Source organism: Sphingomonas sp. P3_C5 (genome assembly GCF_056402635.1).
In genome coordinates this window covers 145,585-167,747 of the sequence record NZ_JBFUHA010000008.1, presented here as the reverse complement: position 1 = coordinate 167,747, position 22,163 = coordinate 145,585, and the positions used below count along the sequence as shown (strand labels likewise).

At 62.7% G+C, this 22,163-nt stretch carries 21 protein-coding genes; 12 read left to right on the top strand and 9 right to left on the bottom strand.

From position 1 onward, the window contains the following. Positions 1-7: 7 nt before the first annotated feature. Positions 8-574 carry a hypothetical protein gene (locus tag AC1DVS_RS19430; RefSeq protein ID WP_478025570.1) on the top strand — a complete coding sequence of 189 codons (567 nt, stop codon included), beginning with the start codon at positions 8-10 and terminating at the stop codon, positions 572-574. Here AC1DVS_RS19430 and AC1DVS_RS19425 read toward each other — a convergent pair. Then, complete coding sequence (locus tag AC1DVS_RS19425; protein ID WP_478025569.1) at positions 564-875, bottom strand: hypothetical protein; 312 nt, start codon at positions 873-875, stop codon at positions 564-566. The two genes, AC1DVS_RS19430 and AC1DVS_RS19425, sit on opposite strands and share 11 nt — an antisense overlap. Positions 876-1,467: 592 nt before the next feature. Here AC1DVS_RS19425 and AC1DVS_RS19420 point away from each other — a divergent pair. Next, on the top strand, positions 1,468-2,844 hold the full coding sequence (locus tag AC1DVS_RS19420; protein ID WP_478025568.1) for a methyl-accepting chemotaxis protein: 1,377 nt from the start codon (positions 1,468-1,470) through the stop codon (positions 2,842-2,844). A gap of 57 nt (positions 2,845-2,901) precedes the next feature. Next, positions 2,902-3,453, top strand: a complete 552-nt coding sequence (locus AC1DVS_RS19415; protein ID WP_478025567.1) for a DNA-3-methyladenine glycosylase I — start codon at positions 2,902-2,904, stop codon at positions 3,451-3,453. A 57-nt stretch (positions 3,454-3,510) separates the two neighbouring features. Here AC1DVS_RS19415 and AC1DVS_RS19410 read toward each other — a convergent pair whose 3' ends face one another. Next, on the bottom strand, positions 3,511-5,517 hold the full coding sequence (locus tag AC1DVS_RS19410; RefSeq protein ID WP_478025566.1) for a multicopper oxidase family protein: 2,007 nt from the start codon (positions 5,515-5,517) through the stop codon (positions 3,511-3,513). 481 nt (positions 5,518-5,998) lie between these two features. Between AC1DVS_RS19410 and AC1DVS_RS19405 the strand changes: the two genes are divergently transcribed. The 4 genes from AC1DVS_RS19405 (at position 5,999) to AC1DVS_RS19390 (ending at position 10,434) form a co-directional block, all read left to right on the top strand. Continuing rightward, positions 5,999-8,257, top strand: coding sequence for a S9 family peptidase (locus tag AC1DVS_RS19405; RefSeq protein WP_478025565.1), 2,259 nt, complete (start codon positions 5,999-6,001; stop codon positions 8,255-8,257). Between the two features lie 144 nt (positions 8,258-8,401). Further along, positions 8,402-8,842 carry a GxxExxY protein gene (locus AC1DVS_RS19400; RefSeq protein ID WP_478025564.1) on the top strand — a complete coding sequence of 147 codons (441 nt, stop codon included), beginning with the start codon at positions 8,402-8,404 and terminating at the stop codon, positions 8,840-8,842. 124 nt (positions 8,843-8,966) lie between these two features. Then, positions 8,967-9,995 (top strand): aspartate-semialdehyde dehydrogenase, encoded by a 1,029-nt coding sequence (locus AC1DVS_RS19395; RefSeq protein WP_478025563.1) that lies wholly within the window; start codon positions 8,967-8,969, stop codon positions 9,993-9,995. A gap of 4 nt (positions 9,996-9,999) precedes the next feature. Then, positions 10,000-10,434: a GFA family protein gene (locus AC1DVS_RS19390; protein ID WP_478025562.1), complete on the top strand. Its 435-nt coding sequence runs from the start codon at positions 10,000-10,002 to the stop codon at positions 10,432-10,434. A gap of 4 nt (positions 10,435-10,438) precedes the next feature. Here the strand turns inward: AC1DVS_RS19390 and AC1DVS_RS19385 are convergent, their stop codons facing one another. Genes AC1DVS_RS19385 through AC1DVS_RS19375 form a run of 3 tightly spaced genes read right to left on the bottom strand, consistent with a single transcriptional unit; the run spans position 10,439 to position 13,497 of the window. Further along, complete coding sequence (locus AC1DVS_RS19385; RefSeq protein ID WP_478025561.1) at positions 10,439-11,974, bottom strand: DHA2 family efflux MFS transporter permease subunit; 1,536 nt, start codon at positions 11,972-11,974, stop codon at positions 10,439-10,441. Further along, positions 11,967-13,058, bottom strand: a complete 1,092-nt coding sequence (locus AC1DVS_RS19380) for an HlyD family secretion protein (RefSeq protein WP_478025560.1) — start codon at positions 13,056-13,058, stop codon at positions 11,967-11,969. The genes AC1DVS_RS19385 and AC1DVS_RS19380 overlap by 8 nt, the downstream gene beginning before the upstream one ends. Further along, positions 13,051-13,497, bottom strand: a complete 447-nt coding sequence (locus AC1DVS_RS19375) for a MarR family winged helix-turn-helix transcriptional regulator (RefSeq protein WP_478025559.1) — start codon at positions 13,495-13,497, stop codon at positions 13,051-13,053. Before AC1DVS_RS19375 ends, AC1DVS_RS19380 begins: the two co-directional genes overlap by 8 nt. 84 nt (positions 13,498-13,581) lie before the next feature. On the opposite strand from AC1DVS_RS19375, the gene AC1DVS_RS19370 reads away from it, so the two are divergent. The 3 genes from AC1DVS_RS19370 to AC1DVS_RS19360 are packed head-to-tail and all read left to right on the top strand — an operon-like array spanning position 13,582 to position 16,700. Then, positions 13,582-14,052: a GFA family protein gene (locus AC1DVS_RS19370; protein WP_478025558.1), complete on the top strand. Its 471-nt coding sequence runs from the start codon at positions 13,582-13,584 to the stop codon at positions 14,050-14,052. A 1-nt stretch (position 14,053) separates the two neighbouring features. Next, the gene (locus AC1DVS_RS19365) at positions 14,054-14,806 is read left to right on the top strand and encodes an alpha/beta fold hydrolase (protein ID WP_478025557.1); all 753 of its coding nucleotides are present in this window, start codon (positions 14,054-14,056) and stop codon (positions 14,804-14,806) included. 58 nt (positions 14,807-14,864) lie between these two features. Beyond that, on the top strand, positions 14,865-16,700 hold the full coding sequence (locus AC1DVS_RS19360; protein WP_478025556.1) for a M2 family metallopeptidase: 1,836 nt from the start codon (positions 14,865-14,867) through the stop codon (positions 16,698-16,700). Positions 16,701-16,881: 181 nt separating this feature from the next. Here the strand turns inward: AC1DVS_RS19360 and AC1DVS_RS19355 are convergent, their stop codons facing one another. The 4 genes from AC1DVS_RS19355 to AC1DVS_RS19340 form a co-directional block, all read right to left on the bottom strand. Then, positions 16,882-17,187 carry a hypothetical protein gene (locus AC1DVS_RS19355; RefSeq protein ID WP_478025555.1) on the bottom strand — a complete coding sequence of 102 codons (306 nt, stop codon included), beginning with the start codon at positions 17,185-17,187 and terminating at the stop codon, positions 16,882-16,884. Positions 17,188-17,244: 57 nt separating this feature from the next. Further along, positions 17,245-18,684: an AMP nucleosidase gene (locus AC1DVS_RS19350; protein WP_478025554.1), complete on the bottom strand. Its 1,440-nt coding sequence runs from the start codon at positions 18,682-18,684 to the stop codon at positions 17,245-17,247. Between the two features lie 122 nt (positions 18,685-18,806). After that, on the bottom strand, positions 18,807-19,049 hold the full coding sequence (locus AC1DVS_RS19345; protein ID WP_478025553.1) for a hypothetical protein: 243 nt from the start codon (positions 19,047-19,049) through the stop codon (positions 18,807-18,809). A gap of 103 nt (positions 19,050-19,152) precedes the next feature. Next, entirely contained in the window at positions 19,153-19,635 is a 483-nt protein-coding gene (locus AC1DVS_RS19340) for a redoxin family protein (RefSeq protein WP_478025552.1), read from the bottom strand. A 167-nt stretch (positions 19,636-19,802) separates the two neighbouring features. Between AC1DVS_RS19340 and AC1DVS_RS19335 the strand changes: the two genes are divergently transcribed. Together AC1DVS_RS19335 and ahcY are read left to right on the top strand one after the other, a co-directional pair. After that, the gene (locus tag AC1DVS_RS19335; protein WP_478025551.1) at positions 19,803-20,363 is read left to right on the top strand and encodes a YqgE/AlgH family protein; all 561 of its coding nucleotides are present in this window, start codon (positions 19,803-19,805) and stop codon (positions 20,361-20,363) included. A 170-nt stretch (positions 20,364-20,533) separates the two neighbouring features. Continuing rightward, positions 20,534-21,955, top strand: a complete 1,422-nt coding sequence (ahcY, locus tag AC1DVS_RS19330) for an adenosylhomocysteinase (protein WP_478025550.1) — start codon at positions 20,534-20,536, stop codon at positions 21,953-21,955. Positions 21,956-22,163: the final 208 nt, after the last annotated feature.

Genomic DNA, 22,163 nt, shown 5'->3' with positions numbered 1-22,163 from the left:
GGTTCATGTGCTGTTGCTGCACTGCAGCGACGGATTGGCGATGGTTCGCGTGGAAGAGGGGCCCGTAGAAGTGGACATTTCTAATTGTCCTGATTTCGAGCTACTTCGCGAGTCCGCGGATTTTCTGGACGCTCTTGCTGCGCCCGATGACAATAGTTTCAGCATTATTGCCGATCTCGCTGTCACATATTTGCAAGCTGACATGGCGATCGTAAACCTCGTCGATCCGAACGTTGGCTTGGGACTGGGTTCGAGCGACAGGGTGGTGGCGATGTCCATTGCATCCCGTGAGGGCGGGAAACGCCCTTCGATCTCGGCAAGCGGCCTTCGCAACATGCTCGATCCGCTGAACGCGCGGAACGCGGGTTTCGATTTCTATGCCGAGATCCCGCTGAGGTCGGTTGGAGGAACCAGTTTCGGGTCGCTGGTCGTTCTCAGCCATGAAGCGCGAGATGCCAGCGATCGGGAACTTGCCGTTCTGCGAAACCTCGCGCGGTTGATCGTGGAAGGCGTGGAGTTGCGCCTCGCCGTCTTCCGTCACCTTCACGCAGTCAGGGAAGCGATCAGCTCCTGAAGGGCGGACGAAGGACCGAACGGCCGCGCGCGGTAAGCGCGACATCGATAACACGAAGGCCATGATCGGAACTCATGATCAGCGCCTCATAGGTGATGAGGCCCGAATCCGTCAGCATCTGAATGGTATGAAGCAGGCGGTCCTTTGGGTCAGTTCCGGGCTCGACGCTCACCTGCTCCGGAGTCCCGATCAGATCGGGAGTCAAAGTCACAAATGCAGGCCAGCTCGCCTGAAGCAAGCTAGCCACCGCTTCGGAGTACGGCGCGTCCGGTAGGTTCGGGCATTCGTGCAGGAACGTCACCAGATTCTGGACTCCTAAGCTCTGTTTGTGTCTCCGATCTTCTCCTCTCCTGAGGCTTCTATTTTTTTCATTAACCATATCTTTACAAAGGTTAACAAACCGTAAATCTATGATCTCTTCCGGACCATGCCCGACGCAGCCGGGCGTATCCGCCTCTTCGCGCCCACTATTTGTATGTGCTTTGGTCGCTGGGTAATCTGAAGGCCAAGGTCCTGTAAAAGCACCGGAACTGGCCGAACATGGATTCGATGGATCGAGCTTTTCAGCCGTATCCGTTATTCGTGCGACTACTCCCATAGTATCAATATGTTTCTTTAAATCAATCCTGTTGGCTCTCGTATTCAATTCTTGCGCACCGCCAAGCGACTCTGCGACGAAGTTGCGACCAAGCGCAGTTGTTTCTTGCCGTTACGGGTTACTCCCATTGATCAGCCTGGACTCGGTGTGGCTGGCGGCGGCACCTGTCCAAAGGCTCGCGGTATGATCGTTCGGCGCCAGATTGCCAGGTAGCGCCAAAATGGTTTCATTGCCGGAACGACATTAACTATATGATTATCTCCTTATGGCAGACAGTTAGCGGGGGAGAAACGGGATGCAGACCGAACACCAGGTGTCAGTCGGGCAAGGAGGGTTGAATCTCTCCGATGAGGAGATCGGCACGCGCGCCGCTCTCTATAATTCCGATCCGCATTTCGCGGCCGATCTGCGCAGCTTCTGGGCGCAGGGCAGGCCGGCGGCGGAGGATATCATCCGCGCCTATTGGAACGAGAAGGTCTGCGCGAAGATCAAGCCTGAGGTCTGGCGCGACAATCCGCAACTTACCCCGGACAGCGTGACGAACCGCGCACTGGCGCGCTTCGATCGCCTGCTCGGCGGGCCGATCGACGACGCCTGGGTGAAATATTCGGCTGAGCGCGCACACCGCGTTCGGGTGCTTGGCCTCTCGCTGATGCAATCCATGATCCAGCTTGCCGATCTCTACCGCGATCTGGCCAATCTGGCGCGCACCCTCTTCGCTGACGATCCGGCGCTGGGAGAGCGGGTCGCCAGCGCGATCGGCAAGTTCGGCATTATCGAAACCGAGGTGACGGTCGCCGAAGTCGCCGCGACCGAGCGCGCCGGAGCGAATGCGCTGCTTTCGACGATCGGCGACAAATTCCACGCAATGTCGAGGGGGCTGCTGACCGCGACGGTCTCCGATGCGAAGGACCTGCACAAGCGCGCCACTGCCACCGCGACCTCCGCGCGGCGCATGCTCGGCCATACCGCTGATGTCGCGGCGGCAGCGGAGCAATCTGCGGAGGCGATGACAGACGCAGCGCGAACTGCCGCCATCCTCATCGAGACAATCGCTATCACCGAGAAGGAAGTCGCCGCAGCCACCGAGGTCGCCGCTCGGGCAGCTGACAAGTCAATGCGCGCGGTCGGTGCCTCAAAACAGCTCTCCGATCATGCGGAATCGATCGAATCCATCCTGGGACTGATCCGCGACATCGCCGGGCAGACCAACCTGCTGGCCCTGAACGCCACGATCGAGGCGGCGCGCGCCGGCGATGCCGGCCGTGGTTTCGCCGTGGTGGCGCAGGAAGTGAAGACGCTTGCCAGCCAGAGCGCCCGCGCGACTGACGATATCGCGCTCAAGATCTCGGCGATCCAGGCAGCGACTGATGAAGTCGTCGAAGCAAATGGCTTGATCCACCACACGATCGACGAGGTCCAGGCGCATGCCCGGCGAATCCAGGAAGCGATGAACCGCCAGACGCAAACGGTGACGGCTATCACCAGCGCAGTCGACGAGACCGCGCTCGCGGCGCGATCGATGGCGGAGAGCGTCGCCGTGATCCGGACGGGAACGCAGCATGTGGCGGCCGAGATCGAGGAGGTCGAGAACGGCTTTCGCCTTGTCGATGAGCGGCTGATTGCGCTGGAGGCCGAGACGACGACGTTCATCGAACGGATTGTCGTCTGACCTCGCTGGTGAAGCACCGCCCTTGATGCGGCGGTTCAGGCTCGCGATAAGAGTCGCATGACCGTCCACCGCTGCTCCTGGGCCGACAACGATCCGCTCATGCGCGCCTATCACGATACTGAATGGGGCGTGCCCGAGCGCGACAGTCGCGCGCTCTGGGAGAAGCTCATGCTCGATGGTTTTCAGGCGGGGCTCGCCTGGATCACCATCCTGCGCAAGCGCGATGCCTTTCGTGACACGTTCAAGGGCTTTGATCCAGAGATCGTCGCGCGCTTCGATGACGCCGATATCCAGCGGCTCCTCGGCGATGCGCGGATCATCCGATCGCGGGCGAAGATCGAGGCGACGATCGGCAATGCCCGCGCCTTTCTCGCGATGCGTGAGGCGGGGGAGGACTTCTCGGCCTTTGTCTGGGGCATGGCGGGCGGCGAGCCGCTCATGGGGGATGGCGTGCATTTTCCCACCAAGACGCCGTTATCGGAAGCAATGTCGGCCGCGCTCAAGAAGCGGGGCTTCAAGTTCGTCGGCCCGGTAATCGTATATGCCTGGATGCAGGCGACTGGTGTGGTCAACGATCACAGCGAGCACTGCTTCAGGCGAAATCCCTGAGATCGCCCCAAGGCCGAGCGACGAGGGTGGAACTGGTCCGACCCTCGCCGCAAACGATCAATGCTGCATATCGCCCATCGGCACCGGCGCGCCGTCCGGCTTCGGCCGCGGGACCGGCGGCACCATGATGGAGACATTCTGCATCATGCCCTGATCCTCATGGTCGAGGATATGGCAGTGGAGCACGAACTCGCCGATATAGCGCTCATACCGCGTCCGGACGGTGACCTTGTAGACGCCAGTCGGGCCGCCGGGCAGGTTCTTCACCCAGAGCGTATCCTTCCACACGCCCTTCAGTCCCGCATATTGCGGGTCAACCGTACCGTTCGGCTCCTTGTCGGCTGTGTTGGGCGCGCTGACGTCGGTGCCGTTGGGGGCGATGATCGAAACCACCTGGAATGGGTTGATATGGATATGGAAAGGATGGCCGCCGGCCTGCGACGTCAGAGTCCATTGGTCGACATCCCCCAGATAGAGCTTCCGGTCGATCCGTTTGGGATCATAGGGTCGGGCGTTTTGGGGATTGAGCGTGTTGCCGACCATGAAGTCGAAACGGCCGTCGTCCTGCTTCTTGATGAAGAAGGTGAGTTCTTGGTGGCCGGTCACCTCGGTCGTTTTGATGTCTTCATGCGGAATGAAGCTGGTGAGCTTCAGCCCAGCCTTGAGGTCGGTGACGACCGCCGGCGGCATCGCCGGACTAACATTCGCGATCAGCGCGTCGCGCACATAGGCCCCGACATCGCCGACCGGCTTGCCGGGCGCGACCTCGACGATCCCAAGCAATTGAGGCCCGGGCGTATCGCCATTGACTGAGCCGGCGCTCGGCGAGGACGCGTCGATGATGCAATAGCGGCCGGCTTCAGGAAAGGTCATCAGGGCGTCGAAGCGGTAGCCAGGCTGGAACACAGTCACCTGCTTCTGCTGCGCGGCGCCCATGGTCAGACCATCGGCGGCGACCACGGCATAGGGGAGGGTGGCGCCGGTGCAGCTATGGTCGAGGAAATTACGTTCCTGGGCCGCACTCATGATCGAGGCGAGCTGTGCCTTGGGCGCCAGCTTGACGAGTTTGAGGCTGATCGTGTCGCGCACGCCGGCATGGATCATCCGCCAGCGCTCGATCTGGCCCTGCACCGTCTTGAAGGTCGGCAGGACAAGGCCGTTGAGCGAGGTGTAGCGACCCGATTTTCCCCAGGCGGTGGGGCCGAAATCGTCATAGCTCTCGACCCCGCCGACATCGCCCGGATCGCAGCGATAGGTACCGTCCTTGTTGCGCTTGATCGGGCCGAGCGTGCCCGGCGCGGCGGGTTCGCGGCAGGCATATTGGATCTGCTGGAACACGATCACGCGATCCTTGAAACCCCTGAGCAGCGTATCGAGATCGCCATGCTCGTCCCGCGTCGGCAAGCGGCTGCCGCGGACGATCAGGGCTCCCGCCATCCCGCTCGAGACCTGCAAAGCGGTCGAGCCATGGCGGTGGGTGTGATACCAGAAGGTCCCCGCCGGATGGTCGCTGGGGATGTTGTATTCATATTCGAACGCAACCCCGGGATTGATCGACAGCAGGACATTGTCGCCATTGCCCGCCGGGTTCACCCACAGGCCATGGGTGTGGAGATTGGTGCCGTTGAAGCAATGCGGCGTGTTGTCGTGCGGCATGTCCTCCATGGCGTCCGCCATCTTGCCCGGCAGGCAACTCTTGTCGAACGGCAGCTTGTTGTCGAGATTGACGCGGATCGTGTCCCCCGGCCGCACCTCGATGGTCGGCGAGACATAGGGGATTTTCGGATCGACATCAGTGCCGTCATAGCTGCGCAAGCGGACTTTGTCGTACCTGCCGGTCGCCGGGTTGAAGATCTGCCCGTCGGTATAGACGATATTGAGATCGAGTATGCGCTCATGGGGTAGCGGCTTTCGGCCTGGGGTGCCGGGAGGGCCCGACGGCTTCGCGTCGAGTATCCGAGGATTATCGATCTCGCGATCGGCCGTTTGCGCCAGGGCGGACCCGCTCCAGGCGAGCAGCGGCGCGACGACGGCAAGATAGTGCAGCGACCGGTATCGTGACATGATAGCTCCCCTTTGACGCGCAGGATTGTTTAACCTGGGTTTATTTCGTGATGCCCGCCGCCTGCGGACCTGTCGAGCCACGAGGAGGTGGAGTGGAACCGGTCTGATTGCTTCTCTTTTACGACCTTCTTCCTCCCCTCCCGCTTGCGGGCGACGGCATTCACACATCGCGAGGCGCTTCTCTTCTCCCTCTCCCATCGGGAGAGGGAAGGGGCCCATCGCGAAGCGATGGGAAGGGTGAGGGTGACGAAAGTTAGCGTCTCGCACTCAGCCTCACCCCGCGCTGCTGCGCAGCTTGCCCCTCTCCTGAAAGGAGAGGGGAAGAAGGGCGCCCACTCGATGTGTGAATCCGGTAGCGCGAGCGGGAGGGGAGGAAGAAGGTCCCTCGCTGCGCTCTTTACCTCGCCGCTGCACCCCGCGATAACGCCTGCCATCCACCGCCATTCGCGCGGCGCAAGATAATCGGGACTGGAGATGAAAGATGCCAAAATCCTGGCTGCTGGCGGGTGTCATGCTCGCCGCTTTGGCGACGCCTGCAATGGCCGCTGAACCCGCCACGCCGCCCGCTGCCGTTGCCGTTGCCGATACGGCGTCGCAGCCGCTGACCCTCAAGCGCCTGTTCTCGAGCCCCGATCTCGCCGGCGCTCAGCCCCGCGCGCTCAGGCTTTCGCCCGACGGCAAGCTGCTCACCTCGCTCCGGCCGCGGCCCGATGAGCGCGACCGGCTCGATCTCTGGGCGCTCGACACCAAGAGCGGCAAGGAATGGATGCTGGTCGATTCCAAGAAGGTCGGCACCGGCGCCGAGCTTTCCGAGGCGGAGAAGATGCAGCGAGAGCGCGCCCGGGTCGGCGGCTCCAAGGGGATCATCGCCTATGACTGGGCGCCCGACGGCAAGGCGATCCTCGTGCCCCTCGACGGCGATCTCTATCTCGCAACGCTCGATGGCAAGACCGAGCGCCTCACCAACATGCCGGGCGGTGAGCTCAACCCGGTGATCAGCCCGCGCGGCGGCTTTGTCAGCTTCGTGCGCGACCAGAACCTCTTCGTCCAACCGCTCGGCGGCGGCGAGGCGAGGGCGCTGACCACAAGCGGCGGCGGCACCGTCCATTGGGGCGAGGCCGAGTTCGTCGCCCAGGAGGAAATGGATCGCCGTACCGGCTATTGGTGGTCGCCTGGCGACACTCGGATCGCGGTCGAGAAATTTGATGAAGCGCCGGTCGGTATCGTCACGCGCGCCGCGATCGGTGCTGACGGCACCAAGGTCTATGAGCAGCGCTATCCCGCCGCCGGCACGCCGAACGTGCTGGTCGAGCTCTATGTGATGAACGCAAACGGCTCCGGCCAGGTGAAGGTCGATCTCGGCAGCAACCCCGATATCTATCTCGCCCGGGTTAACTGGACGCCGGACGGCAAGACCTTGCTCGTCCAGCGCGAGAGCCGTGATCAGAAGACGCTCGACATGCTCAGCGTCGATCCCGCCACGGGCAAATCGACCGTGCTGTTCACCGAGAAATCCGGCGAACGCAGCTGGCTCAACCTTAGCGACGCCTATCGCGCTATGAAGGACGGCAGCCTGATCTGGCGCTCCGAGCGTGATGGCTATGGCCATCTCTACCGCTTCCTAAAGGGCAAATGGACTCAGCTCACCAAGGGGCCCTGGGTGGTGCAGGATCTCGCCGGCGTCGATGAGGCAAAGGGCCGGCTCTATTTCATCGGCAACAAGGACGGTGCGCTCGAGCAGCATCTCTACTCAGTCGATATCGCGCACCCCAATGTCGTCACCCGGCTGACCGAGCTTGGCTGGTGGAACAATGCCAGCATGGATTCAGCCGCGAGCCGGATCATCGTCACGCGATCCAATTCAACCCAGCCGGCCCAGACCTATATGGCCGATATCACCGGCAAACGCCTGTCCTGGGTCAACGAAAATGCGGTCGTGGCCGGCCACCCCTATTACCCCTATCTCGCACACCATCAGGCGACGACCTATGGCAGCTTCAAGGCCGCTGACGGCACCACTCTCTATTATGAGATGATCACGCCGAAGCTCGAAGAGGGGAAGAAATATCCCGTCTTCTTCGAACATTATGGCGGCCCCGGCACCGGCCAGCAGGTCACGCGCGGCTGGCAGAGCCCGATGGCGCAATATGTCGTGTCGCGCGGCTATGTCTATTTCCGGATCGACAATCGCGGCTCGTACAATCGCGGCAAGGCGTTCGAGGACCATATCTACCGCGCCATGGGCACGGTCGAGGTCGAGGACCAGCTCACCGCGACGAAGTGGATCAAGAGCCAGCCATTCGTCGATCCGTCGAAAGTCGCGACCTATGGCTGGTCCTATGGCGGCTACATGACGCTCAAGATGCTGGAGGCGAACCCGGGCGTCTATGCCGCTGGCATCTCCGGCGCGCCCGTCACCAAATGGGAACTCTACGACACCCATTATACCGAGCGTTACATGGGCGATCCGAAAAAGGACGCGAAGGCCTATGCCGCTTCGGATGCCCTGGCCGATGCCAACAAGATCAGCGACCCGCTGCTGCTGATCCACGGCATGGCCGACGACAATGTCGTCTTCACCAACTCGACCGCCTTCGCGGCGAAGATGCAGGCCGAGAATGTGCCGTTCGAAATGATGTTCTACCCCGGCAAGACGCACAGCGCCGGGCGCGACATCCATGTCTGGACGACGATCTTCGACTTCCTCGACGCAAAGCTGGGAGCCAAGGCGGCGAACTGAGGTCTCTGTCTCGATCATCGCCCTGTTAACGCGCGTTCGAATGGAAGAATTTGTTCACGCAAAGGCGCAAAGGCGCAAAGGAAGAAGATGGATTCTTCGCGCCTTTGGGTCTTTGCGTGAACCAATAACAGGGGGAGGCGCGCAATGGATCGGGATGTGGAGAAAATCGCCGCCGACGTGATTGATCAGGCGCTGCAATTGCATCGCGGCCTTGGACCGGGCTTGCTGGAGAGCGTCTATGAGATGGTGCTGGCGGCGAAGCTGACGGAGCTTGGCTATTCGGTAGTTCGTCAAAAGCCCGTCGACATTGAGTATGCGGGCCTACGTTTTGAAGCTGCGTTCAGGATTGATCTGCTCGTCGAGGAAAAGCTCCTCGTCGAAATTAAGTCCGCCGAACGGCTTAATAGCGCCCACGCCAAACAGCTGCTCACCTATTTGAGATTGACCGATCAATCCCTGGGCCTCCTGATCAATTTCGGTGGCGAGACCCTGAAGGAGGGGCTCCGGAGAGTCGTCAACAACCATGCTTCCTTTGCGCCTTCGCGCCTTTGCGAGAACAAAAAAGCCAAGAGCGATCACGATTGATGTGAGAGCCTCGCCCCAGCTCCGCAGGAAGGAGACGCCATTTCGCCCACCTGATAGTTTTCCTGTACTGGACAAATTGGACAAGGGGCGTATGCGACCGCCTCGTTTCAACGGAGTTTGGATAATGGGGTACCGGGTCGTCGTCGCTGGAGCGACGGGAAATGTTGGGCGCGAGATGCTCAACATCCTTGCCGAACGTGAGTTTCCGGCTGACGAGATTGCCGTTCTGGCATCGTCGCGCAGCCAGGGCGAAGAGGTCGATTTCGGCGAGACCGGGCGCAAACTCAAAATCCAGAATATCGACAATTTCAACCCCGCCGGCTGGGATATGGCGCTGTTCGCGATCGGCTCCGATGCGACCAAGGTCCACGCGCCGCGCTTCGCGGCGGCTGGGTGCACGGTGATCGACAATTCGTCGCTCTACCGGATGGACCCGGACGTGCCGCTGATCGTCCCCGAGGTGAACCCCGAGGCGATCTCGACCTATACCCGCAAGAACATCATCGCGAACCCGAACTGCTCGACCGCGCAGATGGTCGTGGCGCTGAAGCCGCTCCACGACATCGCGACGATCAAGCGCATCGTGGTTGCGACCTATCAGTCAGTCTCGGGCGCCGGCAAGGCGGGCATGGACGAGCTGTTCGAGCAGAGCCGCAACATCTTTGTCGGCGACAGCGCTGAAGCGAAGAAGTTCACCAAGCAGATCGCCTTCAACGTGATCCCGCACATCGACAGCTTCCTCGACGACGGTTCGACCAAGGAAGAGTGGAAGATGGTGGTCGAGACCAAGAAGATCCTCGGCTCGAAGATCAAGGTTCACGCCACCTGCGTGCGGGTGCCGGTGTTCGTTGGCCATTCGGAAGCGATCAATATCGAGTTCGAGAACGAGATCTCGGCCGAGCAGGCGCAGAAGATTCTGCGCGAGGCGCCCGGCGTGATGCTCGTCGACAAGCGCGAGGACGGCGGATACGTCACCCCGATCGAATGCGTAGGCGAATATGCCACCTTCATCAGCCGCGTCCGTGAGGACCCGACTGTGGAGAACGGCCTCGCGCTCTGGTGCGTCAGTGACAATCTCCGCAAGGGCGCAGCGCTGAACGCGGTGCAGATCGCCGAACTCCTCGGCCGGCGGCACCTGCAAAAGGCAGCGTAAGGCAGTGATCGAAGGCGGTTGCCGCTGCGGCGAGTCGCGTTACGCGCTCGCCGTAGAGGCAATGCCTCCGGTCTATTGCTGTCATTGCCTCGACTGCCAGAGCTGGTCGGGCAGTGCCTTCACCGAACAGGCGGTAGCGCGCGCTGAGGCGCTGAGCGCTACCGGCCCGATCATCGAGTACAGCTTTCAGAATCCAAGTGGGTCACGCTCGACCCAGTGGCTGTGCGGCATCTGTCACGCCCGCCTGTGGAATACCAACACGGCGCGGCCCGGCCTCGCGCTGATCCGTGCCGGTACGCTCGACGCGAGCGATGGGATCGAACCGCGCGCGCATATCTGGGTGAAGCGCAAACAGCCCTGGATCGTCATTGCAGACGATATCCCGACCTTCGAGGAATCCGCCCCGCTGGCCGAGTTCACCGCGATCCTGTCGTGGTGATCTTCTATTCGGCGACGACCGCCTCGACCTTGCCCTTGGGTTTCCTCAGCAACAGCACCAGCGGCAGAACCGCGATGGAAATCCAGGCCATCAGATAAAAATCGTCGATATAAGCGATCATCGCCGCCTGCTTGTTGATCATCGCGTCCGCCATGCCAAACACGCTGTCGGACAAGACGCCGTACCGGTCGAGCGCTCCGAGATCGAGCGTCGGAACCGTCTTCGCGGTCACATGCTGGGCGAGATCGGCATGCGCCGTCTGGATATTGCGCGCGAGCAGCACCGTGACGAGCGAAATGCCCGCCGACTGGCCGATGCTCCTCATCAGGTTCAGCAGGCTGGCGCCATCCGTGCGGTAATTATGCTCGAGGGTCGCAAAGGCGAGCGAGTTCAGCGGCATGAACACGAGCCCCATGCCGAGGCCCTGGATGAAGCCGCTGACGATGACCGGCCAGAAGTCCATCTCGAGCGAATAGCCAGCCATCTGCCGCAGCGAGAGGGAGAACAGCAACAGGCCGGCGACGATCAGGATCCTGGTATCGATCCTGCCCATCATCTGGCCAGCGAACCACATCGTGAAGAGAACGCCAACGCCGCGCGGCGCCATCATCATGCCGGTGTCGATCACCGGATAGCCGAACAGTTGCTGCAGCATCGGCGGCAGCAGCGCCATCGGCGCCATGGTCGAGATGCCGATGATGATCATGAAAAACATGCCCATCACGAGATTGCGGTTCTTGAACAAGTGCCTGTCGAACAACGGCTTTTGTGCGGTGGCGAGATGAACCACACCTACCCACATTGCCGCCAGCGCGACCATGGCTTCAGCGATGATCTCCGGGCTGCTGAACCAGTCCTCCTGTTGCCCCCGGTCGAGCATCAGCTGGAAGCTCGCGACGGCGAGCGCGATCAGGCCAAACCCAGCGATATCGAACGAGCGGGCGCGCAAGGGACGCGACGGCAGCAGGAACCAGAGGATTGCAAAGGTCATCGCACCGACCGGCACATTAACGTAGAACACCCAGCGCCAATTATAGCTTTCGGTCAGCCAGCCGCCGATTACCGGGCCCAGGATCGGACCGATCATCACGCCCATGCCCCAGACCGACATCGCCTTTGCCTGACGTTCGGGTGGATTGATATCGAGCATCGCGGTTTGCGAGAGCGGATTGATGAAGGCGGCCGCGATTCCCTGGAAGACCCGGAACAGCACCATCTCCTCGAGGCTGACCGCCGTGCCGCACAACATCGAAGCGACGATGAAGGCGCCGACTGCGAAGAGGAAAAGGTTACGCGATCCGAACCGGTCGGAAAGCCACCCGGTCGCCGGCAGCGCGATCGCGGTCGCGACGATATAGCTGGTCAGCACCCAGCTGACGGTGTCGATCGTCGCGCCCAGGCTTGTCTGCATATGGGGTAGAGCGACGTTGGCGATCGTCGTGTCCAGGATCTGCATGATCATCGCGCCCATGACGCCGATCGTGAGGAGCCAGCGATGCCTGACCTGGAGCATCGGCTGGCCGGGGGCCGGATCAGTCACGATTGCCCTTCGTGTCGATTTTCACCCTGGCGCTGAGACCCGCGATCATCGGGCGTGCTGGAGTTCCGTCAATCGCGATGCGCACCGGCACGCGCTGGGTCACCTTGACCCAGTTGCCATTGGCGTTCTGCGCGGGGAGAACCGAGAATTGCGAGCCCGTGCCCGCGCCGATGCTCAGGATACGGCCGTGGATCGCAAGCCCCGGATAGGCGTCGAGCTTTATCTCCGCGGGCTGGCCGACTGCCATATGGTTGAGGTCGGTTTCCTTGAAGTTTGCTTCGACCCAGGCACCGCGATCCCTCACCAGGCTCAGTAAGGGAACGCCGCTCGGCATGATGGTGCCGATCTGAAGCCGCCCGGTCTGGCTGACGATGCCGTCATCCGGGGCGTAGACGGTGGTGCGGGCAAGCTCAAGCTCCGCCTTTTCGCGCGCAGCCATCGCCGCCTGGATCGCCGCGGGGGTACCCGAGGTTCCGGTGCCACTGCCGACCTGGTTGCGCGCCTTGGCAGCACTTGCCTGCGCCGTCGCGAGGCGAGCCCTGGCGGCGGCCACTTCATGCGCTGCGGCATCGAAGCTGGCGCGCGTCGTGAAGCCGCGCTTCATCAATGCCGCCTGACGTTCGTACGTCGCCTGGGCGAGCTGGATGTCCGCATTGGCGCTCTGGATATCCGCCTGGGCGCTGCCGGTATCGGTTGACAGCGTGTTGACCTGGACGCGCGCCGCCGCGAGGGCTGCATTGGCCTGGTCGAGCGCGATCTGGAACGGCACGGGATCGATCCGAAAGAGCATATCGCCCTTCTTGACGCGCTGGTTTTCCTTCACGTTGACTGCGACGATACGGCCGCTCACATCGGGGCTGACCGACACCATATCCTGCTGGACATAAGCATTGTCGGTCGAGACATAGCGCCCCGAGGTCAGCCACAGATAACCGCCGATCGCCGCGATCAGCAGCGGAACGCTGAGCATCAACGCAATCCGCCGCCATGAACGCTGTTTCGTCGCCGGCGAGTCGACATCTTCGATCGTGTTGATGGCAACCGGCGTCACGTCGCGGCGGATCTTGGGGTCTGCATCAGCCATGATTGGCCTCGTCGCTTTCGATTGGTGTGTTGAGATTGGCACGGATGGTACCGAGGGCATCCATGAGTTCGGCGCGGCGCACCTTATCAAGGCCGGACAGCGCGTCCTCGATCATGCCGTCGGCAAGGCCGCGAAGCTGGGTGAGCAGCGGGTGCGCCTTGGTGGTGAGAAAGATCAGCCACGCACGCCGGTCGGCCGGGTCGCGGCGGCGCTCGACAAGCCCCGCCTCTTCGAGCCGGTCAATCATGCGGCACAGGGTGATCGGCTCCACTTCGAGCAGATCGGCCAGGCCGCCCTGGTTGATCCCTTCGTTACGGCTGAGCGTTGTCAGCGTGCGCCACTGCGCGCGCGTCACGCCGATCAGGCGCGCGCGCTCGTCGAAGCGGCGTCGCATCAGCCGCGATACGTCGCTAATCAGGAATCCAAGTGAGTCACTCATAGGCAGCCATATAATAAGCATGCTTATATAATCCAACCCTGAAGGAAGGGATTATTTTGCGCTGCAGCAGGAAGGAGAGCGACAGTGGAAGAACAGGGTACCGGAACTGCCCCGGCCAGAGACGTGGAGGGCGGCTGCCAGTGCGGACGGGTGCGCTACACCGTCACCGTCACTGACGATGATGCCTATCTCTGCCATTGCCGGATGTGCCAGCGCGCGACCGGCGGCGTCTCCATTGCCTTCAAGAATGTGAAAAAAGCCGATGTTCGCTGGACGCGCGAGCCCGATCGCTATCAATCCTCACCGATCGCGAGCCGGGGCTTCTGCTCGGCCTGCGGCACGCCGCTCACCTTCGAATTCCCCGACAGCAAGAATATGGACCTGACAGTCGGCAGTTTCGACGATCCCTATGGTTTCCGTCCGGTCCATCACTACGCCGTGGAGAGCTGGCATGAGGCATGGCTCGACACCCGTGACTTGCCCACCTATCGCACCGATCAGAACAAATCCGTTGTCGATCGCTGGATGAAGACCGTTGGCAAGCTCCCCGACTGATATGAAGCCCGAGACCCGCTTCTTCGAAAGCTTCGACGGCGCGCGCCTGGCATGGCGCGAGATGGGCGAGGGGCGGCCGGTCGTGCTGCTCCACGGCTTCTTCTCGGATGCCTTCACCAACTGGATCCGCTACGGCCACGCCGCCGCCATCGCCGGACGCGGCTTCCGGGTGATCATGCCCGATCTGCGCGCGCACGGCGAAAGTGCGAAGCCGCATGATGCCGCCAGCTATCCGCCGGATGTGCTGTCGCGTGACGGGATGGCGCTGGTCGCGCATCTCGGCCTGACGGATTATGATCTGGGCGGCTATTCGCTCGGCGCGCGGACGACGGCGCGGATGCTGATCAAGGACGCAAATCCACGCCGGGCGATCCTGTCCGGCATGGGCTTGGCCGGCCTGGTCGGCGCAACTGCGCGGGCCGGCCATTTTCGCCACATCCTTACCAACCTCGGCCAGCATGAGCGCGGCAGCCCCGAATGGCTTGCCGAGGCTTTCCTGAAGACTACCAAGGGCGATCCGGTCGCGCTGCTTAGACTGATCGACAGCTTCACCAATATGACATTGGCCGAAGTGGGGACGATCAGGCAGCGCGTGCTTGTCCTGTCCGGGATTGAGGATCAGGACAATGGCTCGGCCGAAGAGCTTGCCGGCGCCCTGCCCGATGCGATGTCACGAACCGTGCCGGGCGGCCATATGAGCGCGGTCACCAAGCCCGAGCTTGGCCGCGAGATAGCGGACTTCCTCGCCGCTTGACCGCGCCGCGTGGGAGGCACACCCTGCGGCATCATCTTACCGAATCCGAGGAATTCACATGATCCGCGCTGGTATCTCCACGCTCGCCCTCGCCCTGTCGCTCGTCACCATGCCCGCCTTTGCAAAGGACAAGCCGGAGGCTGTTAAAGCGGCCGCGCTTACACCCGCTGACGCCGACGCCTTTGTCGCCCGCGCCGAAAAGGAGCTGGCTGACTTTTCGGTGGTCGCCAACCAGGCCGCATGGATCAACGCGACCTATATCACTGACGATACCGATGCGATCGCCGCTCGGATCGGGGCGCAACAGACCGAGCTCCAGGTCAAATACGCACTCGACGCGGCGAAATACGCACCGATCGCCGGGCTTTCCCCGGACACCGCGCGCAAGCTCGCGCTGTTGCGCAACGGCCTGACGCTCCCCGCGCCGACCCGTGCCGGTGCGGCTGCCCAGCTGGCGACGATCGTGACGCGGATGTCGTCCGAATATGGCGCCGGCAAAGGCACGCTCGACGGCAAGCCGATCAACGGCAGCGACATCGAGGCGGCGATGGGCACCGTCCGCGATCCCGCCAAGCTCCAGGAGATGTGGACCAGCTGGCACGACAATGTCGGCGCGCAGATGCGCGGCGACTATCAGCGCTCGGTCGCCATCGCCAATGAGGGTGCTGTCACGCTCGGCTATCAGGATGTCGGCGCCTTGTGGCGATCGGGCTATGACATGAGTCCCGCCGAGTTCGCGAAGATGACCGATACGCTGTGGAAGCAGGTCGAGCCGCTCTACCAGTCGCTCCACACCTATGTCCGCTGGAAGCTCAACGAGAAATATGGCGACGCCATCCAGTCGAAGACCGGCCCGATCCGCGCCGACCTGCTCGGCAATATGTGGGCGCAGGAATGGGGCAATATCTATGATCTCGTCGCGCCTCCGGGCGCGGGGGATCTCGGTTTCGATACTGGCGATCTGCTCAAGGAAAAGGGCTATGATCCGCTCAAGATGGTGAAGACCGGCGAGGGCTTCTATTCCTCGCTCGGCTTCGCGGCGCTGCCCGACACATTCTGGACGCGCTCGCAGATCACCAAGCCGGCCGACCGCGAAGTGATCTGCCACGCTTCGGCGTGGGACGTCGACAACAAGGACGATCTCCGCATCAAGATGTGCACCAAGGTGAATGGCGACGATTTCGTCACGATCCACCACGAGCTGGGGCATAATTATTACCAGCGGGCCTACAACAAGCAGCCCTTCCTCTATCTCAACGGCGCGAATGACGGCTTCCACGAGGCGATCGGCGATTTCGTCGCGCTCTCGATCACGCCCGATTATCTCGTCCAGATCGGATTGCTGGATAAGGCCAAGGTGCCGAGCGCCGACAAGGATATCGGCCTGTTGCTGAAGCAGGCGATGGACAAGGTCGCGTTCCTGCCGTTCGGGCTGCTGATCGACAAATGGCGCTGGGGCGTGTTTTCGGGCTCGATCAAGCCGAATGGCTATGAGGCGGCGTGGAACGCGCTGCGCCTGCAATATCAGGGCGTCGCCCCCCCGGTCGCACGCGACGAGACGAAGTTCGATCCGGGTGCCAAATATCACGTGCCGGCCGAAGTGCCCTATACGCGCTACTTCCTCGCCCGGCTGCTTCAGTTCCAGTTCTATCAGGCGGCATGCAAACAGGCAGGCTGGACCGGCCCGCTGCATCGCTGCTCCTTCTACGGCAACAAGGAAGTGGGCGCGAAGCTCGATGCGATGCTGACAATGGGTCAGTCAAAGCCATGGCCCGATGCGCTCGAGGCGTTCACCGGCAGCCGCGAAATGTCCGGCGAGGCCATGGTGGAATATTTCGCGCCGTTGAAGGCGTGGCTCGACGACCAGAACAAGGGCAAGCCCAGCGGCTGGTGAGGTTTCCCTCTCCCAGCGGGAGAGGGAAGGGGCCCATCGCTTTAGCGATGGGAAGGGTGAGGGTGACTTATCATGAGCGTCCCGCATTCAACCTCACCCCGCGCTGCTGCGCAGCTTGCCCCTCTCCTGAAAAGGAGAGGGGAAGAAGGCCGAGCGCACTGGTAGCCCGGGCCAGAAGGAGTCAGGCCGGAATCGTGCCCTCATCGGCGATCCGGGCATTGAAGGACGCCGAAGAATCCGTCCCGTCAGCCTGATGCGCTTCCTCGTCGCCATGGAAGAGCCGGTCGAAATCGATCGGGCTGTTGCCGCGGATCGCGAACAGTGCGGCGGTTGCCGCTGCCCCCACTGCTGCGACACCGCCGACAATCGCGGCAGTGCCCCAATGGCCGTTCGACTTTCTCGCGAAGGTGCCGTCCTTCGCGCGCTTCTGTGTTGACCTGCGGTTCGTCGGCTTGCTGTCGCTTTGCTTCCTCGTTGCGGTAGCCATTTGAATGCTCCTGAATATGGAACAGCCGTAACGCACGAGAAGCGCAGGGTTTCCCCTTTACCGGAAAGGCGGCTCGTTGAAGGCGCGCAATTTGCGGCTGTGGAGCTTGGCGCCCTCGCGGCGGAGCTCTTCGCACGCTTCGATGCCGATCCGCATATGCTCGCTGATCGCGCGCTCATAGAAGCGGTTGGCCTGGCCCGGCAGCTTGAGCTCGCCGTGCAGCGGCTTGTCCGAGACGCAGAGCAGCGTCCCGTACGGCACGCGGAAGCGATAGCCCTGCGCGGCGATCGTCGCCGACTCCATGTCGATGCCGACTGCGCGGCTGAGTGAGAAGCGCAGCGCCGAGCGCGCATAGCGCAGCTCCCAGTTGCGGTCGTCTGTGGTCACGATCGTGCCGGTGCGCAGCCGCCGCTTGAGCTCCTCGCCTGACTGGCCGGAAATCGTCTCTGCGGCACGGGCAAGCGCCTGCTGGACCTCGGCAATCGCCGGAACGGGGATCTCGGGCGGCAACACATCGTCCAGGACATGATCGTCGCGCAGATAGGCGTGGGCGAGGACATAGTCGCCGATCCGCTGGCTGGGCCGCAGCCCGCCGCAATGGCCGATCATCATCCAGGCTTCGGGCCGCACCACGGCGAGGTGATCGGTGATCGTCTTCGCGTTCGAAGGCCCGACGCCGATATTGACCAGCGTGATGCCGGTGCGGTCGTCCGCCATCAGATGATAAGCGGGCATCTGGTGCCGCCGCCAGGCGCTGCTGTCGGCCAGCATCGCCTCGACATCGTCGCCTGCGCGCATCATCGTGCCGCCCGCGCCCGAGACACCGGTGAAGCGGCTGCCCTCACCGAGCTGAGCAACGGCCCAGCGGACGAACTCGTCGACATAGCGGTGGTAATTGGTGAACAGCACATAGCGCTGGACATGCTCGGGCGGCGTGCCGGTGTAGTGGCGCAGGCGGGCGAGCGAGAAATCGGTGCGCAGCCCGTCGAACAGGGCAAGCGGGCGCGTGCCCTCGGCATCGACATAGGCGCCGTCGGCGATCTCGTCGCCGATATAGGCGAGCTCGGTTGCCGGAAAGTGACGCGCCAGTTCGAGCGCCGAAACCTCGTCGAGGCTGAGCGCGTGGCCGGCATCGAGCACATAGGGAAAGGGGATTTCCTGCCGGCCCGGCACTGCCTCGACAAAGACGTCATAGTCTTCGATCAGCAGGGTGAGCTGCTCGGTCAGGTAATCGGCGAAGATCGAAGGCTTGGTGACGCTGATCCGATATTCGCCCGGGGTGACGAGCCGGCCGAACGAGCGGAGCGGGGCAGGGCGGTCGCCGCCGCCTTTGTAGCGCAGTCTGATCTCGGGATAGGCGAAGCTGCCGTCGTGGCGTGAGTTGCGCTCGGGCACTGAGCCGTCAGCGAGATAGGCGGTAAGCGCGCTCTGCAACCGCTCGACCGATGCACGGTAGAGACGGTCGAGTTCGGCAACGATATCGGAGGCAGTCGTCATCTCATTTCGCTAAAGCAGCAAGATGACGCTGGCAAGACGATGGGCGCCGGCAGAGAGCGTAGGGGCCCGCAAGACCGGAGCCAGATCGAGGCGCTCCTGACGAAGCGCCCCGGTTCTGAGGATCAGCCTTTCTTGTCGCCCTTGTCGTCGTCCGAGAGCAGTTTGCTGATGCCGAAGGCGGCACCGGCAACGGCTGCGGTCGCGCCGGCGGCAATCGCCGCTGCGGTGGCGGGATGCTCCTTCACCGCTTCAACCGTCGATTCGACTGCCGATCCGATTGCTTCCTGCGCGCGTTCGAAGAAGGACTTCTCCTCCGCCTTGGCGGCCGGGGTTGCTGCTGCAGCTGATTTGGTTTCGTCAGTCATGAAGTGTCTCCTCGCTCATTCGTGCCCAAAACGCGGGGGTCATGCCCGCAGTTCCGGCAGGGCGGCGGCTCGTTTCGCACCGCTGCCCTGCCGGGTTCGCATCCTAGAGCTCGTTTAGCATGTGCTCGGCTGAGCTGACATTGAATTCGCCGGGCGCTTCGACGTTGAGCTGCTCGACGACGCCGTCATTGACGACCATCGAATAGCGCTGGCCACGCTTGCCGAGGCCGAATTTGGAGCCGTCCATGGTGAGGCCAACCGCCTCGGCGAATGTCCCGTTGCCGTCTGCGAGCATCGTCACCGCATCGCCGGCGTTGGCGCTCTTGCTCCAGGCATCCATGACAAAGGCGTCATTGACCGAGGTGCAGGCAATCTCATCGACGCCCTTGGCCTTCAGATCTTCCGCCTTTTCGAGATAGCCCGGGAGATGCTTGGCCGAACAGGTCGGGGTGAAGGCGCCGGGCACTGAGAACAGCGCGACCTTGCGGCCCTTGAAATACTCGTCCGAGCTGACCTGTTCGGGGCCGTTCGGGGTCGCCTTTACGAGAGTGGTGCTTGGCAGCCGATCGCCGACGCTGATGGTCATGGGTGATATCTCCTGGTGGCCGCGTGCGCGCGGTGATTATGGTGTCGGAGTCGCGAAACCGCGACGTGTCTGGTTTGCCGCGAGTCCGCGGCTGGGTCTACGTCGTGCAAGCGCGCGCGGATTTCAAGCGTGCGAGCGCGGCGCGGTGGCGCTAAGAGGGCCGGGTGATGGAATGTGCACCCTATCTGACCGGCCAGTTCCTGCTCGCCATGCCCGGGATCGGCGATCCCCGCTTCGAGCATGCGGTGATCGCGATCTGCGCGCATGATGCCAATGGCGCGATCGGCATTGGCCTGGGCGCGACCATCACCGGGCTCGGCCTGCACGATCTGCTGAAGCAATTCTCGATCGAGCCCGGCGTCGCGCCCAACGCTCCGGTCCATTTCGGCGGGCCGGTCGAGCCACGGCGCGGTTTCGTGATCCATTCGAACGACTGGGGCGGGCAGGATACGATCGACGTCGCCGGGCGCTGGTCGCTGTCCGGCACGATCGACGTGCTGAAGGCGATTGCGGAGGGCAAGGGACCGAGCCGCTGGCTGGTGGCGCTGGGCTATGCCGGCTGGGGCGAAGGGCAGCTCGACGAGGAGCTTACCCGGCATGGCTGGTTCAACCTGCCGGGCGACATGACGCTGCTCTATGATACTGACGCGAGTGCGCGGTGGGAGCGGGGGTTCGGCCAGGCGGGAATCGACCCGCGGCTGCTGGCGAGCAGCACGGGCACTGCCTGAGCGGCCGGCCGGGACCCTGTTGGATAATTTCGGTAGACTGTATGGAGCGGCACCACCCGTCTCCCGGCTGCGGCTCCGCAGAAACACATAAAGATATCTTTATATTTGATTTGGCCGCGATCCGGCCCTATGTGGCCGCCATCCATTTCGTAATATCCGGAGATTCCCACGTGGCCACTGCACTTGCCGCCGAACGCCAAGACTATGTTGTCGCAGATATCGGCCTCGCCGATTTCGGCCGCAAGGAGATCAACATCGCCGAGACCGAGATGCCCGGCCTCATGTCGCTCCGCGAGGAATTCGGCGCGTCGCAGCCGCTGAAGGGCGCGCGCATCACCGGCTCGCTCCACATGACGATCCAGACCGCGGTGCTGATCGAAACGCTGACCGCGCTCGGCGCCGATGTCCGCTGGGCGACCTGCAACATCTTCTCGACGCAGGACCATGCCGCCGCCGCGATCGCAGCGACCGGCGTGCCGGTGTTCGCCGTGAAGGGCGAGAGCCTGGCCGATTATTGGGACTATGTCGGCGACATCTTCAACTGGGGTGCCGACACCGACGGCACGACCGCGAACATCATCCTCGACGATGGCGGCGACGCCACCATGTTCGCGCTCTGGGGCGCCAAGCTCGAGGCCGGCCACACGCTGGGCGAGCCCGAGAATGACGAGGAAGTCGAGTTCCAGCGCGCGCTGAAGGCGTTCGTCGCGAAATATCCCGGTTACCTCACCGAGACCGTCAAGAACCTGAAGGGCGTTTCGGAAGAGACCACCACCGGCGTTCACCGCCTGTACGAGATCGCGAAGAAGGGCGAGCTGCCCTTCCCGGCGATCAACGTCAACGACAGCGTGACCAAGTCGAAGTTCGACAATCTCTATGGCTGCAAGGAATCGCTGGTCGACGCAATCCGTCGCGCAACCGACGTGATGCTCGCCGGCAAGGTCGCGACCGTCGCCGGCTTCGGCGATGTCGGCAAGGGTTCGGCCCAGTCGCTCCGCAACGGCGGTGCCCGCGTTCTGGTCACTGAAGTCGACCCAATCTGCGCGCTGCAGGCGGCGATGGAGGGCTTCGAAGTCGTGACGATGGAGGAAGCGGTGACCCGCTCCGACATCTTCGTGACCGCGACCGGCAACGCAGACGTCATCACCGCCGATCACATGAAGGCGATGAAGCCGATGTCGATCGTGTGCAACATCGGCCATTTCGACAGCGAGATCCAGATCGCCGCGCTCAGCAATTACGAGTGGACTGAAGTGAAGCCCGGCACCGACCTGGTGAAGTTCCCGGACGGCAAGCAGATCATCGTCCTCGCCAAGGGCCGTCTGGTCAATCTCGGCTGCGCGACGGGCCACCCCTCGTTCGTGATGTCGGCAAGCTTCACCAACCAGACGCTCGCGCAGATCGAGCTCTGGACCAAGGGCGAAAACTACCAGAACCAGGTCTATGTGCTGCCGAAGCACCTCGACGAGAAGGTTGCTGCGCTTCACCTCGAAAAGCTCGGCGTCCATCTGTCGAAGCTGACGCCGAAGCAGGCGGGCTATATCGGCGTGCCGGTCGAGGGGCCGTTCAAGCCGGATCACTACCGCTATTGATTGATCGAGAGATCGGGAACGAGAAGGGCCGCGGAGCAATCCGCGGCCCTTTTTTCGCCGCCGATGGTGGTACGTCGGCCTCGATCCGCTCACTATCGGCCGGTGTTAGGCCCGCCGCCATCAACATCCGAAATGGTTGTAAAATCCGCCCGCCCCGATTGACGGTGAAGCGCACCCCGGCCACTCCTGCGTGGGGCGGATTCGGCAA